This is a genomic window from Stutzerimonas chloritidismutans (assembly GCF_020783375.1).
In the GTDB taxonomy this organism is placed as follows: Bacteria; Pseudomonadota; Gammaproteobacteria; order Pseudomonadales; family Pseudomonadaceae; genus Stutzerimonas; species Stutzerimonas kunmingensis.
In genome coordinates, this window is sequence record NZ_CP086067.1 from 26994 (window position 1) to 41180 (window position 14187).

Genomic DNA, 14187 nt, shown 5'->3' on the forward strand with positions numbered 1-14187 from the left:
CGCGGCGGCGTCAGGGCAGCAGAATGGTCGATCCGGTGGTTTCCCCAGCCGCCAGTTTGCGCTGGGCTTCAGCCGCTTCGCTGAGGGGGTAGCGCTGGCCGATCTCGACCTGGATCTTGCCGCTGCCGATCATCTCGAACAATTCATCGGCCATGGCCTGCAGACGTTCCGGCGTGTCGGCGTAACCGGCCAGAGTTGGCCGAGTGACGAACAGCGAGCCCTTCTGCGCCAGCACACCCAGGTTCACCCCCGTGACTGCCCCGGAGGCGTTGCCGAAGCTGACCAGCAGGCCGCGCGGGGCGACGCAGTCCAGCGAGATTTCCCAGCTGCTCTTGCCCACCGAGTCGTAGACCACCGGGCACTTCCTGCCTTCGGTCAGCTCCAGCACGCGCTGCACCACGTGCTCGCGGGTACGATCGATGGTGGCCCAGGCGCCCAGGGCCTTGGCTCGCTCGGCCTTTTCCGCCGAGCCCACCACCCCGATCAACTGTGCGCCGAGTGCGCGCGCCCACTGACAGGCGATCGATCCGACACCGCCGGCGGCGGCATGGAACAGCACCGTCTCGCCGGCCTGCAGCGAGTGGGTCTGGCGCAGCAGGTACTGGCAGGTGAGGCCCTTGAGCATCACCGCGGCAGCCTGCTCGAAGCTGATGGAGTCCGGCAGTTTGACCAGATGGCGTGCCGGCAGCGTGTGATAGTCGGCGTAGGCGCCGAGCGGGCCGGTGGCATAGGCGACCCGGTCGCCCGGCTGCAGGTGCTGCACACCCTCACCCACCGCATCGACCACACCGGCACCCTCGGTGCCAAGCCCGGATGGCAGGCTCGGCGGCTGATACAGACCGCCGCGGAAGTAGGTGTCGATGAAGTTCAGGCCGATGGCATGGTTGCGCACCCGCACTTCGCCTGCAGCCGGCGCGCTGAGCGGCATATCGACCTGTTCCAGGACTTCGGGACCGCCGTGCTGGCTGAATTGGATGCGCTGGGACATGTCTGGCTCCTGGTCATTGAAAGAGCGTCTATCCAACCCGCCGGGGCTGCGTTCGTCAATCGGCTGAATGCTATGCTTGCCTGCCGACCCCGTTTCAAGCACCGCCCAGCCGCGCCTCAAGGGCTGCGTGCGGTCATTCGCAAGGTGATTTCGTGAACCACAGGACCGAAGCCGTCAAAGCCTATCTGCTCGATCTGCAGGACCGCATCTGCGCTGCGCTGGAGGCCGAAGACGGCGGCGCGCGCTTCGCCGAGGACGCCTGGACGCGGCCCGGCGGCGGTGGTGGCCGGACCCGCGTGATCGAGAACGGCGCGCTGATCGAGAAAGGCGGGGTGAATTTCTCCCATGTCCACGGCGACAGCCTGCCGCCGTCGGCCAGCGCCCATCGCCCGGAGCTGGCCGGGCGTGGCTTCGAGGCGCTTGGTGTGTCGCTGGTGATCCACCCGCACAATCCGTATGTGCCCACGTCCCATGCCAACGTGCGCTTCTTCATCGCCGAGAAGGAAGGCGAGGAACCGGTCTGGTGGTTCGGCGGCGGCTTCGACCTGACGCCTTATTACGGCGCCGAGGAAGACTGCGTGCACTGGCACCGGGTCGCGCGGGACGCCTGCGCGCCGTTTGGTGCGGATGTCTATCCGCGCTACAAGGAATGGTGCGATCGCTATTTCCACATCAAGCACCGCCACGAGCCGCGCGGGGTCGGCGGGCTGTTCTTCGACGACCTGAACCAGTGGGATTTCGACACCAGTTTCGCCTTCATGCGTGCGGTCGGCGATGCCTACCTCGACGCCTACCTGCCCATCGTCCAGCGGCGCAAGGCCACGCCGTTCGGTGAGCGCGAGCGGCAGTTCCAGCTGCTGCGCCGCGGCCGCTACGTCGAATACAACCTGGTCTATGACCGCGGCACGCTGTTCGGCCTGCAATCGGGCGGGCGTACCGAATCCATCCTGATGTCGCTGCCGCCGCAAGTGGCCTGGGGTTATGACAAGCATCCCGAGCCAGGCACACCGGAAGCGCGCCTGACCGAATACTTCCTGCAGGACCGCGACTGGCTCGCCGAGCAGCCCTGACCTTCGACTGCTATCCGCACCCCACACCGCAAGGATTCACCCATGGACCGCTACGGCGTCTTCGGCAACCCCATCGGCCACAGCAAATCACCGCAGATTCACGCCCTGTTCGCCGCGCAGACCGGCCATGCGCTGTGCTACGAGGCACTGCTGGCGCCGCTGGACGACTTTCCGGGGTTCGCCCGGGCATTTTTCCGGGATGGCCAGGGCGCCAACGTCACCGTGCCGTTCAAGGAACAGGCCTATGGGATGGCCGATCAACTCACCGAGCGCGCCCGTCGGGCCGGCGCGGTGAATACCCTGAAGAAGCTCGAAGACGGGCGCCTGCTCGGTGACAACACCGACGGTGCCGGGCTGGTAAGCGATCTGCTGAACGCCGGTGTGGCGCTGGCGGGCCAGCGCATTTTGCTGCTCGGCGCTGGCGGGGCCGTGCGTGGCGTACTCGAGCCGTTGCTGGCGCAAAAGCCCGCGGCGCTGATCATCGCCAACCGCACGCCGAGCAAGGCCGAACAGCTGGTGCAGGAATTCGCCGAACTGGGGCCGCTGTCCGCCAGCACCTTCGCTGATCTTGCCGAACCGGTTGACCTGATCATCAATGGCACCTCGGCCAGCCTCGGCGGCGAACTGCCACCGCTGGCCGACAGCCTGATCCGGCCGGGTCAGAGCTTCTGCTACGACATGATGTACGCCGCCAGGCCCACGGCGTTCTGCCAGTGGGCGGCAGCGCTGGGTGCGGACACCCGCGACGGGCTCGGCATGCTGGTGGAGCAGGCGGCGGAGGCGTTCGAACTGTGGCGCGGCGTACGCCCGGACACGGCGCCGGTGCTCGCCGAACTGCGTCGGCAGCTTAGCTAGCCGCTGAAGTGAATGCGCTGATGAATGTGCTGGGGGGTTTCCAGTTCATCGACGATGCCGGCGGCGATGCGCTGCAGATCCCGATAGGGATTGGCGTCACCCTTGCCAGCCGCTTCGGCCAGCGCCTCGATGGTCAGCTGGTTACCGGCTGACGGCGCGTCTACCAGCGTCCAGCGCAGCGGATGGCTGACCAGTCGTTGCAGTGCAGCCTCGACCTCTGGCTGCAGCTCGATCGCCGGAAAATCGGCAATCAGCAGCAGGCGCTCGACCTTGGCGCGCTCCAGGCCGAGCAACAGCGCCTCGACCGCCTGGTAGAAATCACGCTGGGGCGACTCCCCGGTAACCGTATCGGCACCCGGCAGACGCGGCGTCTGAAACAGACAGACCACCGCATCCATCCCGGCCACGCTCTCGCTGACGCTCACTGCATCGAACGGATCGCCCGGCTTGGTCCGCAGACCTGGCCGGGCGGCTATCGAATTGAGGTCGTCGAGCAATGCCACGGCCTCATGCTGGCGGCTGAGCAGCTCCACCAGCAGCGCGCTGCCAAGGTCGTCGTGAGCGCCGTAAAGGGCGAACTTCAACCGTGGCGTTTCGGCATTGAGCATGACGGCTGCCGATCAGCGACGGGTGATCAGATAGCCGATCACGGCAAAGGCGCCCGCGGCCAGAGCCAGGGTACCCAGCGGATGCTCCTTGGCGCATTCGCGCGCAGCACGGCTGGCTTCGCGGGTGCGTCGGGAGATATCGGCATAGTGCTCATCCCAGTCGTTGTCGTGCCAGAGTGACTCGGCACGCGAACGCAGTGCGCTCAGGCGCTTGCGCGAGTCGTGGGCGGCATCGTGCTTGAGCTCATCGAGCGCGCGCATCAGGCTGTCGATCTCGTGTTGGACTTCTTCGCGGGTGGTGGCTTTGCTGAAACGGGACATGGTGGGACCTCCCCTCGGTAAGTGTGGTTGTTTGACTCCGAAAACAGGCAGAGGTGCGGCCCGATCTTTGCGCGCAACATCGGCCGGATCGTTACGCGGCCGCTCTGGCGCTGCTCTTCCGACGAACCGCTCATCGGAAAGAGGCGAGTCTGCGGGCGATTCCCTATACTGGCGAAACGTCTACCACGTCGCATTCAGCGCATTTCGCCCTTCCATCGCGGGGAAACACCCATCGTGAACTTTCGTCGTACCCTCGCCAATCTGCTGTTCGCCTGCCTGGCCTCGTTGCCGGCCATCCATGCCCAGGCCGCCAAGCCGGCCGTTCAGGAACTCGCCTCCGGCAGCGCCCTGCTGGTCGATCTGAAGACCAACGAAGTGCTCTACTCCAGCAATCCAGACATGGTGGTGCCGATCGCCTCGGTAACCAAACTGATGACCGCCATGGTCGTGCTGGACGCCAAGCTGCCGCTGGATCAGGCGCTGCCGGTGACCATCCGCGATGCCAGGGAGATGCAGGGCGTGTTCTCCCGCGTGCGTATCGGCAGCGAGATCAGCCGCCGCGAGATGCTGCTGCTGACCCTGATGTCTTCCGAGAACCGCGCCGCCGCGAGCCTCGCCCACCACTATCCGGGTGGCTACTCGGCCTTCATCCAGGCGATGAACGCCAAGGCGCGGGCGCTGGGCATGACCCGCACACATTATGTCGAGCCCACCGGGTTGTCCGAACGCAATGTCTCCAGTGCCAATGACCTGGTCAAGCTGATCCGCGCCAGCCGCCAGTACGCGCTGATACAGCAGTTCAGCACCACCGACGAGAAGACCGTCGCCTTCCGCAAACCCAACTACACCCTCGGCTTTCGCAACACCAACGCCCTGGTGCGCAAGAACAACTGGGACATCCAGTTGAGCAAGACCGGTTTCACCAATGCCGCCGGGCATTGCCTGGTGATGAGCACCACCATGAAACAGCGGCCGGTGGCCTTCGTGGTGCTCGATGCGTTCGGCAAGTACACCCACATGGCCGACGCCAACCGGCTGAAGAAGTGGATGGAAACCGGCACCGTCACCCCGGTACCCGCCGCGGCACTGGCCTACAAGCAGCAGAAGCAGGCGCAGCGCCAGCAGCTGGCCGGGCAACCCGCCGACGCGGCGCAGGCACTGCTCGACGCCCGCTGAGGTCTGCCGTTCGCTGCGTGACGATGGCGTCGCGCAGCGAACCTGACCGGCAGGCCTGACGATCAGCGAACATTCTTGAGTTTGCTCAACTCTTTTTGCTGAGAGTCGTTCCTATCATGAACGCCATTCGCACCCGCGCCTGATCGGATCGTCGATGACACGCCGCCGCCTTCCCGCCTGGCTCGCCAGCCTGGCCCTGCTGATCCATCTGCTGAGCATGCCGCTGTCGGGCCTGTTGCCGGCAGAGAGCAAGCGGCTGCTCGGCTGGAGCGGACATTGCCCGTTGATGCAGGCACAGCTGCAGCAGTCGCACGCACTGCACGGGTCGGCGGAGCATGGCGAGCATGAACCGGCAACCCATGGCGGGATGCCGCCGTGCTGCTGCTGCGCCGGCTCGATGGGCCTGGCAGCGCTGCCAGGCGCCGCACCGCTGCTACCGCAGGAAATTCGTGGCGGCCCGGTCCTCGCTGTCGAAGCAGGCGCCCATCGGCCGTCGCCACGGCAACAATGGCCAGCCCTCAACCCGCGCGCCTCACCCCTCGCCTGACGCCGCTGGCGTCACCCTCCGTTGCTTCGCCTGAATTGCCTGCACCGACCACGGTGGTGCTGGCGTTTGCCTGCGGCCATTCGCCGTGCGGCCCTGTCTGTTGCACAAGGAACATGCGAGATGCTCGACCATCCTGCGCACCTGTCGCGGCGCCCTGCGCTGCCTCGTCTTGTTATTGCGGCGCTGGCCGCTGCCCATCTGCCGGCAAGCCTTGCCGATAGCGCCGCCTCCGCGCTGTCGCTGGGCAGCAGCACCGTCACCGCCACCCAGTCGGGTGGTGGTCTGCCGACCAGCAGCGTGATCAGCTCGGTCGATCTGCTCGGCGGCGACATCCTCGAACAGCAGCCGGTGCTCTACAGCTGGGAGCTGTTTCGTCGCACGCCGGGGGTGATGCTCACCGAGTTCGGCCAGGGCACCAGCTCCGGCAAGCTGTCCTTTCGCGGCTTCAACGGCGAAGGTGAAGTCAACGCGGTCAAGCTGCTGATCGACGGCATCCCGAGCAACAGCAACGACGGCAACATGCCCTATCTGGACATGCTGTTTCCGCTGGAGATCGACGGCATCGAGGTGGTGCGTGGCACCAACGACCCGCGCTACGGCCTGTACAACATCGCCGGCAACGTCGCCGTGCAGTCGCGCATCGGCGGCGATTACGGCAAGGCGCGGCTGCGCTACGGCAGCTACGACACCCAGGAGCTGCAGCTGGCCAAGGGCATCGAAAGCGGCAACTGGACGCAGAACTACTTCATCGGTCAGCAGAAGAGCGATGGCTACCGCGACCATGCCGGCAGCGAGCGCACCAGCCTGTCCGGCAAATGGTTCTACACGCCGGACGCCGGCAACTGGCGCCTTGGCCTGATCGCCCGGCACTACGAGGCCGAGGCCGACGAGCCGGGTTACCTGTCGCGCGAGGACGCGCGGCACTCGCCCCGTCAGTCCTACGCGCTGTCATCCAGCGACATGGGCGAGCGGCGCATGAATCAGCTCAGCCTGCATCTGGACAGCCAGCTGGCCAGTGATCTCAGCTGGGCGACCAAGGTCTGGCTGAACACCCTGGACGACGACCGCTGGGTGCGTTTCTCGCAATCGGCGCCACAGCAGCGGCGTACCAGCGAGGAGAAGCACTACGGCGCGCGGACCTCGCTGACCTATCGCCCGGACGTGTCCTGGCTGCATGACCTGGCCATCGAAGGCGGCCTGGACACCGAGCAGCAGCGCAACCGCAGCGAGCGCTACACCACCGTCGAGCGCCAGGTCGTGACCCAGACCCGCGACCAGCGCTTCGACTACGACAGCTACGGCGCCTACCTGCAGGCGGTGATCCAGCCGGTCGAGTCGCTGAAGATCATCCCGGCGTTTCGCGTCGACCGCATCGAGGGCGACTTCACCGATGAGCTGAGCGGCAACGATTACGCGATCAATGACTACGGCAGCATCGAGCAGCCGAAGATCAGCCTGATCTACACCCCCATCGAGCAGCTGAGCCTGTATGGCAACTGGGGCCGGACCTTCCAGATCGGCACCGGCGCGGCCGCCTACAAGGTGCCGCCGCGCACCAGCGATCTCTCGCCGTCGATCAACGATGGCTGGGAGACCGGCATCAAGTTCAGTCCCGCGCACTGGATCGATGGGCGCATCGCCTACTGGGAGCAGGTGGCCACGGACGAGGTGCGGCGCCGGCTCAACGACCCCAGCGGTGAATCGGAAAACCTCGGGCAGACGCGCCGCTGGGGCTACGACGCCCAGCTCAACCTCTACCCCGCCAGCGATCTGAATCTGTGGCTGGCGCACTCCTGGCAGTTCTCCGAAATCGAGAAGGCTGATCCGAGCCTGCCGGCCAGTCAGGGCCAGCAGATCGACCACGTGCCGCAGCGGCTGTACTCGGCCGGCAGCACCTACCAGGCGACGCCGGACCTGCAGCTCAGCGCCTGGCTCAACGGCCAGACCGACTACTACCTCGAACGCGAGAACACCCAGGGCAAATACGGCGGCTACGTGCTGTTCAACCTCGGCGCCAGCTATCAACTGACCGAGCAGCTGGCCGTCGACCTGCAGCTGAAGAATCTCACCGACCGCTACTACGAGTACGTCTGGTACGACGGCGCGGAGACACTGCATGCGCCGGGTGATGGCCGCTCGCTGTATGCCGCCGTGACCCTGGACTTCTGAGCCGCATGAAGCGCTATCTGTATCTCGCGCACCGCTGGCTGGGTATCGGGCTCGGCCTGTTTGTCCTGCTCTGGATCGTCAGCGGCGTGGTGATGCTCTTCGTCGGCTACCCCAAGTTGACGCCAGAGGAGCACCTGTCGCGCTTGCAGCCGCTGAGTGCCGATTGCTGCATCGCACCGGGCGCAGCGCTTGCCGCCAGCGCAAACCCGCGCCCGCCGCTCAGTCTGCGTCTGACGGGTGCCGGAGGCTCGCCGCGCTATCTGCTGGACTACGGCGACGGTCCGTTGCTGGCGGTCGATGCGCGCGGCGGCCGGCGGATCGAGCACATCGGTGCTGCCGAGGCACTGGCCAGCGCGCGGCAGTTCGCGGACGGCGCCGAGGTGCGCTTGCTCGATCAGGTCGAGGAGGATGCCTGGACGCGCAACCACGCCCTGGCCCGCGAGCGACCGCTGTATCGCGTGCAGGCGGACGATGCCGAAGGTCGCCTGCTGTACGTTTCCAGCCATACCGGGCTGGTGGTGCGCGACGCCACCGCCCACGAGCGCGCCTGGAACCTGCTGGGCGCCTGGCTGCACTGGCTCTACCCGTTACGTGAAGCCATGCCGAAGGCGATCTGGTCGGTGGCGCTGGTCTACGGTGCGCTGCTGGCCGCGGTGCTGGTGCTGCTGGGCATGGCGATCGGGCTGCTGCGCTGGCGCTTCGCCGGGCGTTACCGCAACGGCTCGCACTCGCCCTACCCGGCTGGCGCTGGCCGCGTGCACCACGTTGGCGGCCTGCTGGTCGGCGTGGCGCTGCTGGTCTGGCTGGTCAGCGGCATGCTGTCGATGGAGCCCTGGGGGCTGTTCGAGAAGCGCTCGACCATCGATGCCGCCGCGCTGCGGCAAGCGCCGCTAAACACTGAGGCGCTGGATACGGATCTGGCCTCCGCGCTGGCCCGATTCCGCCAGGCTGGTATCGAACCGGTGGAGCTGCAGTGGCAGGTGCTCGGCGATCAGCCCTATCTGCTCGGTATCGATGCCGGGGGTGAAACACGCATTCAGCCCGCCACCCATTCCGAGCCGGCACAGGAACGCCTTGAGCGCGCCCTGCTGGAACGCGAGGTCCGCCAGGCCTGGCCCGAACAGCAGCTGCGCTTCGAATGGCTGGAACAGGAAGACTTCCACTACTACGCCCGCCGCGAACCGAGCCTCTACAGCCATCTACCGCGACGGCTGCCGATGCTGCGGGTGCGTTTCGACGATCCGGCGGCGACCTGGCTGCATCTCGACCCGTACAGCGGCACCGTCATCGAACAGCTGGACCAGCGCCGGCGTGCCGTGCGCTGGGTGTTCAAGCTGCTGCACAGCTGGGACTGGCTGCCCTTGCTGCAACGGCCGCTGCTGCGTGACGGCCTGCTGCTGGCATTCAGCGCCGGCATGCTGGCGATCGCCGTCAGTGGCGTGCTGCTGGGCTGGCGCCGCCTGCGTGGTCGGCCACGACGCGTCAGGCCACGGACCGCGCCGGATGCCCGGTCGTCGCGGCTGGCCCAGGCAACTTCGGCGGACGATTCGATGCAACGATGACGGAACACCCGACTCAAACGACTACATTTCCCTTAGCACAGCGGGAACCGACGTCGAATGAGCACCCCAGACGATAGCTATATCCAGTGGCTGGTGGACCAGTCCATGTTGCACGCGGCGCGCGAGCGGTCGCGCCTCTATGCCGGCCAGGCGCGGCTCTGGCAGCGGCCCTACGCCCAGGCGCGGCCGCGCGATGCCAGCGCCATCGGCTCGGTGTGGTTCACCGCCTACCCGGCAGCCATCATCACCCCCGAGGGCGGTACAGTGCTCGAAGCGCTGGGTAACGACCGCCTGTGGAGCGCGCTCTCCGAGCTGGGTGTGCAAGGTATCCATAACGGCCCGATGAAGCGCTCTGGTGGTTTGAGCGGACGCGAGTTCACGCCGACCATCGATGGCAACTTCGACCGCATCAGCTTCGATATCGACCCGAAGCTGGGCACCGAAGAGCAGATGCTGCAGCTCAGCCGGGTCGCCGCCGCGCACAACGCCATCGTCATCGACGACATCGTCCCGGCGCACACCGGCAAGGGCGCCGACTTCCGCCTCGCGGAAATGGCCTACGGCGACTACCCGGGGCTGTACCACATGGTGGAGATCCGCGAGGAGGACTGGGAGCTGCTGCCCGAGGTACCGCCGGGACGCGATTCGGTCAACCTCGAACCGCCGGTGGTCGACCGCCTGCATGAAAAGCACTACATCGTCGGCCAGTTGCAGCGGGTGATCTTCTTCGAGCCCGGCATCAAGGACACCGACTGGAGCGTCACCGGGGAAGTCACCGGGGTCGACGGCAAGGTCAGGCGCTGGGTCTACCTGCACTACTTCAAGGAAGGCCAGCCGTCGCTGAACTGGCTCGATCCGACCTTTGCTGCCCAGCAGCTGATCATTGGCGATGCTCTGCATGCCATCGATGTGGCCGGCGCCCGCATGCTGCGCCTGGATGCCAACGGCTTTCTCGGTGTCGAGCGAAGGGCCGATGGCACCGCCTGGTCCGAGGGCCATCCGCTGTCGGTCACCGGCAACCAGCTGCTCGCTGGCGCGATTCGCAAGGCCGGTGGCTTCAGCTTCCAGGAGCTGAACCTGACCATCGACGACATCGCCGCCATGTCCCACGGCGGCGCCGACCTGTCCTACGACTTCATCACCCGTCCGGCCTATCACCACGCGCTGGTGACCGGCGACACCGAGTTCCTGCGCATGATGCTGCGCGAGGTGCACGCCTTCGGCATCGACCCGGCCTCGCTGATCCATGCACTGCAGAACCACGACGAGCTGACCCTGGAACTGGTGCATTTCTGGACGCTGCACGCCTACGACCACTACCACTACAAGGGCCAGACGCTGCCCGGCGGACACCTGCGCGAGCTGATCCGCGAGGAGCTGTACGAACGGCTGACCGGCGAGCATGCGCCCTACAACCTCAAGTTCGTCACCAACGGCGTGGCCTGCACCACCGCCAGCGTGATCGCGGCGGCGCTGAATATCCGCGATCTGGACGCCATCGGCCCGGCTGAAGTGGAGCAGATCCAGCGCCTGCATATCCTGCTGGTGATGTTCAATGCCATGCAGCCCGGCGTGTTCGCCCTATCCGGCTGGGATCTGGTCGGCGCCCTGCCGCTGGCGCCCGAGCAGGTCGAGCACCTGATGGGCGACGGCGATACCCGTTGGATCAACCGCGGCGGCTATGACCTGGCGGACCTGGCACCCGAGGCGTCGACGTCCGCCGAAGGTTTGCCGAAAGCCCGCGCCTTGTACGGCAGCCTGGCCGAGCAGCTGCAGCACGGCGGCTCCTTCGCCTGCCAGCTCAAACGCATCCTCAGCGTGCGTCAGGCCTACGACATCGCCGCGAGCAAGCAGATCCTGATTCCCGATGTGCAGGCGCCGGGGCTGCTGATCATGGTTCACGAGCTGCCGGCCGGCAAAGGCGTACAGATCACCGCACTGAACTTCAGCGCCGAGACCATCAGCGAAACCGTCTGTCTGCCCGGCGTGGCGCCCGGCCCGGTGGTAGACATCATCCACGAGCGCGTGGAAGGTGACCTCACCGAGAACTGCGAGCTGACCTTCAACCTCGACCCCTACGAAGGCCTGGCCCTGCGCGTGGTGAGCGCCGCATCGCCGGTGATCTGAAGGCCCTCTTCGCGAGCCCCGGGCGCACGGCTATAGTGCGCACCGGCCCGGGGCTCGCCCTCGCCTTCGAGGACTTCGCGTGTCGTTCACCCCGCTTCTTCGCCGCCTCTCGCTGCTGCTCGCATGCGTGGTGTGGGCCGGCATTCCGGCTCTGGCACAGACGGCCTGCCCGCCCGGCCAGCAGCCGATCTGCCTGAGCGGCAGCTGCCTCTGCGTGCCCGGCTCGGCAAGCGACACCCAGGCCGTCTACGACCGCGTGCAGCGCATGGCCGCGCTGGCGCTGCAGAACTGGATTCAGCAATCGCGGGATCGCCTGGTGGCCGGCGGCGTCGAGCCGATGCCGCTGCATATCCGCTCGCAGCTCGAACCCTTCTTCGAGTTGGCCGTGCTGGAAAGCGCGCACTACCGCGTCGGCGACGAGGTGGCGCTGAATGCCGGCAACACCCTGCTGCGTAATCCGGACGTGAACGCCGTGACCCTGATCGACGTCATCGTCTTCCGCCACGCCGGCGATGCGCAGGACAACGTCGCGCTCTGGGCCCATGAGCTCAAGCACGTCGAACAGTATCTGGATTGGGGCGTCGCCGAGTTCGCCCGACGCTACACGCTGGATCATCGCGCCGTGGAACAGCCGGCCTATGCGCTGGAAATCGAGGTGGAAAAGGCACTGGATGCGCGACCCTGAGCGGTCGCTCGCGTCGCAGCGGATGCTCGGCGCCCGGTTTCAGCGGATCGGATCGGCCGCGGCGCAGTCACATGCCTGACAGACACCGCCAACAGGAGCCGAGCCATGAGTGTGACCGTGACCAAGCTCGAAGGCGACGACATTCCCGAGCATCTGCGCCACCCGGATATCGCCATGGTCTATCGGGTCACCGATGCCGATGGCAACAGCCGCTACCTGACCGACGACATCGAAGCCGCGCAGCTGGCGGTCAGCATCAGTGACCGCCAGCAGCTGGAGCCCGACGCCTGACGCCGGGCCTTGGCTTTCAGCCCGCCAGTACCGAATCCACCAGCGCCTTGGCCTCGGCCTGGATGCGCGCCAGGTGCGCTTCGCCTTCGAAGCTCTCGGCGTAGATCTTGTAGACGTCCTCGGTGCCGGATGGCCGTGCGGCGAACCAGCCGTTCGCCGTCTCCACCTTCAGCCCGCCGATGGCCGCGCCGTTGCCCGGTGCCTCGGTGAGGATGCGGGTGATCGGCTGGCCGGCCAGCTCCTTGGCGCTGACCTGCGACGCAGAGAGCTTGCCCAGGCGTGCCTTCTGCTCGCGGTTGGCGGCGGCGTCGATGCGCTGATACACCGGCGCGCCGAAGCGGTCGGTCAGCGCCTTGTAGCGCTCGCTCGGGTCCTTGCCGGTGACTGCGGTGATTTCCGCGGCGAGCAGGCCGAGGATCAGCCCGTCCTTGTCGGTGGACCAGGCGCCGCCCTGCTTGTCGAGGAACGAAGCACCGGCCGATTCCTCACCGCCGAAGCCGAGGCTGCCATCCATCAAACCGTCAACGAACCACTTGAAGCCCACCGGTACCTCCACCAGGCGGCGCTCGATGCCGGCGGCGACGCGGTCGATCATCGACGAGGACACCAGCGTCTTGCCGATGCCGGCCTCGGCGCTCCAGCCCGGACGATGGGTGAACAGGTATTCGATGGCCACCGCCAGGTAATGGTTGGGGTTCATCAGCCCGCCGGAGCGGGTGACGATGCCGTGGCGGTCGTGGTCGGTGTCGCAGGCAAAGGCCACGTCGAAGCGGTCCTTGTTCTCGATCAGCCCGGCCATGGCATGTGGCGAGCTGCAGTCCATGCGGATCTTGCCGTCCCAGTCCAGGCGCATGAAGCGGAAGGTCGGGTCGACCACCGTGGACAGCACCTCCAGCGGCAAACCGAAGCGCTCGGCGATGCGCGGCCAGTAGTGCACGCCGGCGCCGCCCAGCGGGTCGACGGCGAACTTCAGGCCCGAGCCGCGGATGGGGTCGAGGTCGATCACCCGCTCCAGCCCGCCGACATAGGCGTCGATGAAATCGAAGCGCTGGGTGGTCGAGGCCTTCAGTGCCTGGCGGTAATCCATGCGCTTGACGCCATCGAGACCGGCGACCAGCAGCGCATTGGCGCGTTCCTGAATCAACTTGGTCACACCGGTGTCGGCCGGGCCGCCGTTGGTGGGGTTGTACTTGAAGCCGCCATCGCCCGGCGGGTTGTGCGACGGCGTGATGACGATGCCGTCGGCCAGCCCGCTGGTGCGGCCGCGGTTGTAGCTGAGGATCGCGTTGGAGATCGCCGGGGTCGGCGTGTAGCCCGGCTCGCCGTTGGTTTCGCTACAACCGGCGTCGATGCGCGTCTCGATGCCGTTGGCTGCCAGCACTTCCAGCGCCGAGATGAATGCCGGTTCGGACAGCGCGTGGGTGTCCATGCCCATGAACAGCGGGCCGTCGATGCCTTCCTGGCGGCGGTAATCGCAGATCGCCTGGGTGGTGGCGAGGATATGCCACTCGTTGAAGCTGCCCTTGAGCGAGGAGCCGCGGTGCCCGGAGGTGCCGAACGCCACCTGCTGCGCCGGGTCGGACGGGTCCGGCCGGTCGCTGTAGTAACGCGCCACCAGGCGTGGCAGGTGGGTCAGGGTGTGCGGGTCGGGCAGGCGTCCTGCGTTGGCGGCGATACTCATCGGTCAGTCCTGTGCGAAAAGGCGGTACGCCGGCCCAGGCGGGCGTGGCGCGAAGCGAATGAAACGCCAGTCGGCGCCATTTATCCAGAGCTTCGACCGCATCAGCG

13 protein-coding genes are annotated in these 14187 nt (G+C 66.7%); 9 read left to right on the forward strand and 4 right to left on the reverse strand.

Annotated features, from left to right (window positions below; translation table 11 throughout):
* Positions 1-10: 10 nt before the first annotated feature.
* Entirely contained in the window at positions 11-988 is a 978-nt protein-coding gene (locus tag LLJ08_RS00130; RefSeq protein WP_228207896.1) for an NADPH:quinone reductase, read from the reverse strand.
* A gap of 152 nt (positions 989-1140) precedes the next feature.
* On the opposite strand from LLJ08_RS00130, the gene hemF reads away from it, so the two are divergent.
* Both hemF and aroE read left to right on the forward strand, forming a co-directional pair.
* Positions 1141-2058, forward strand: a complete 918-nt coding sequence (gene hemF / locus LLJ08_RS00135; RefSeq protein WP_041013095.1) for an oxygen-dependent coproporphyrinogen oxidase — start codon at positions 1141-1143, stop codon at positions 2056-2058.
* 42 nt (positions 2059-2100) lie between these two features.
* Positions 2101-2913: a shikimate dehydrogenase gene (aroE, locus tag LLJ08_RS00140; protein WP_014818513.1), complete on the forward strand. Its 813-nt coding sequence runs from the start codon at positions 2101-2103 to the stop codon at positions 2911-2913.
* Here aroE and LLJ08_RS00145 read toward each other — a convergent pair.
* Positions 2910-3521, reverse strand: coding sequence for an NAD(P)-dependent oxidoreductase (locus LLJ08_RS00145; RefSeq protein WP_042925902.1), 612 nt, complete (start codon positions 3519-3521; stop codon positions 2910-2912). The genes aroE and LLJ08_RS00145 overlap by 4 nt on opposite strands.
* 12 nt (positions 3522-3533) lie before the next feature.
* Positions 3534-3842: an ElaB/YgaM/YqjD family protein gene (locus LLJ08_RS00150; RefSeq protein ID WP_003282345.1), complete on the reverse strand. Its 309-nt coding sequence runs from the start codon at positions 3840-3842 to the stop codon at positions 3534-3536.
* A 234-nt stretch (positions 3843-4076) separates the two neighbouring features.
* Here LLJ08_RS00150 and pbpG point away from each other — a divergent pair, with 234 nt between their 5' ends.
* The 7 genes from pbpG (at position 4077) to LLJ08_RS00185 (ending at position 12399) form a co-directional block, all read left to right on the forward strand.
* Positions 4077-5018 (forward strand): D-alanyl-D-alanine endopeptidase, encoded by a 942-nt coding sequence (gene pbpG, locus LLJ08_RS00155; RefSeq protein ID WP_228207897.1) that lies wholly within the window; start codon positions 4077-4079, stop codon positions 5016-5018.
* A gap of 154 nt (positions 5019-5172) precedes the next feature.
* Positions 5173-5565 (forward strand): DUF2946 family protein, encoded by a 393-nt coding sequence (locus LLJ08_RS00160; protein WP_046621973.1) that lies wholly within the window; start codon positions 5173-5175, stop codon positions 5563-5565.
* 120 nt (positions 5566-5685) lie between these two features.
* Positions 5686-7734, forward strand: coding sequence for a TonB-dependent receptor (locus LLJ08_RS00165; RefSeq protein ID WP_228207898.1), 2049 nt, complete (start codon positions 5686-5688; stop codon positions 7732-7734).
* A 5-nt stretch (positions 7735-7739) separates the two neighbouring features.
* Positions 7740-9296, forward strand: coding sequence for a PepSY domain-containing protein (locus tag LLJ08_RS00170; protein ID WP_228207899.1), 1557 nt, complete (start codon positions 7740-7742; stop codon positions 9294-9296).
* A gap of 57 nt (positions 9297-9353) precedes the next feature.
* Entirely contained in the window at positions 9354-11423 is a 2070-nt protein-coding gene (gene treS, locus LLJ08_RS00175) for a maltose alpha-D-glucosyltransferase (RefSeq protein WP_228207900.1), read from the forward strand.
* Between the two features lie 79 nt (positions 11424-11502).
* Entirely contained in the window at positions 11503-12108 is a 606-nt protein-coding gene (locus tag LLJ08_RS00180; RefSeq protein WP_419585751.1) for an eCIS core domain-containing protein, read from the forward strand.
* A 105-nt stretch (positions 12109-12213) separates the two neighbouring features.
* Entirely contained in the window at positions 12214-12399 is a 186-nt protein-coding gene (locus LLJ08_RS00185; protein ID WP_228207901.1) for a hypothetical protein, read from the forward strand.
* A 16-nt stretch (positions 12400-12415) separates the two neighbouring features.
* On the opposite strand, the gene pgm is transcribed toward LLJ08_RS00185, so the two are convergent.
* Positions 12416-14080: a phosphoglucomutase (alpha-D-glucose-1,6-bisphosphate-dependent) gene (gene pgm, locus LLJ08_RS00190; RefSeq protein ID WP_228207902.1), complete on the reverse strand. Its 1665-nt coding sequence runs from the start codon at positions 14078-14080 to the stop codon at positions 12416-12418.
* Between the last annotated feature and the right edge of the window lie 107 nt (positions 14081-14187).

Bases quoted from the DNA above. Each gene is read 5' to 3' on its own strand.
- LLJ08_RS00130 (WP_228207896.1), bottom strand. From the start codon at position 988: ATGTCCCAGCGCATCCAATTCAGCCAGCACGGCGGTCCCGAAGTCCTG.
- aroE (WP_014818513.1), top strand. From the start codon at position 2,101: ATGGACCGCTACGGCGTCTTCGGCAACCCCATCGGCCACAGCAAATCA.
- LLJ08_RS00145 (WP_042925902.1), bottom strand. From the start codon at position 3,521: ATGCTCAATGCCGAAACGCCACGGTTGAAGTTCGCCCTTTACGGCGCT.
- LLJ08_RS00150 (WP_003282345.1), bottom strand. From the start codon at position 3,842: ATGTCCCGTTTCAGCAAAGCCACCACCCGCGAAGAAGTCCAACACGAG.
- LLJ08_RS00160 (WP_046621973.1), top strand. From the start codon at position 5,173: ATGACACGCCGCCGCCTTCCCGCCTGGCTCGCCAGCCTGGCCCTGCTG.
- LLJ08_RS00165 (WP_228207898.1), top strand. From the start codon at position 5,686: ATGCTCGACCATCCTGCGCACCTGTCGCGGCGCCCTGCGCTGCCTCGT.
- LLJ08_RS00170 (WP_228207899.1), top strand. From the start codon at position 7,740: ATGAAGCGCTATCTGTATCTCGCGCACCGCTGGCTGGGTATCGGGCTC.
- treS (WP_228207900.1), top strand. From the start codon at position 9,354: ATGAGCACCCCAGACGATAGCTATATCCAGTGGCTGGTGGACCAGTCC.
- LLJ08_RS00185 (WP_228207901.1), top strand. From the start codon at position 12,214: ATGAGTGTGACCGTGACCAAGCTCGAAGGCGACGACATTCCCGAGCAT.
- pgm (WP_228207902.1), bottom strand. From the start codon at position 14,080: ATGAGTATCGCCGCCAACGCAGGACGCCTGCCCGACCCGCACACCCTG.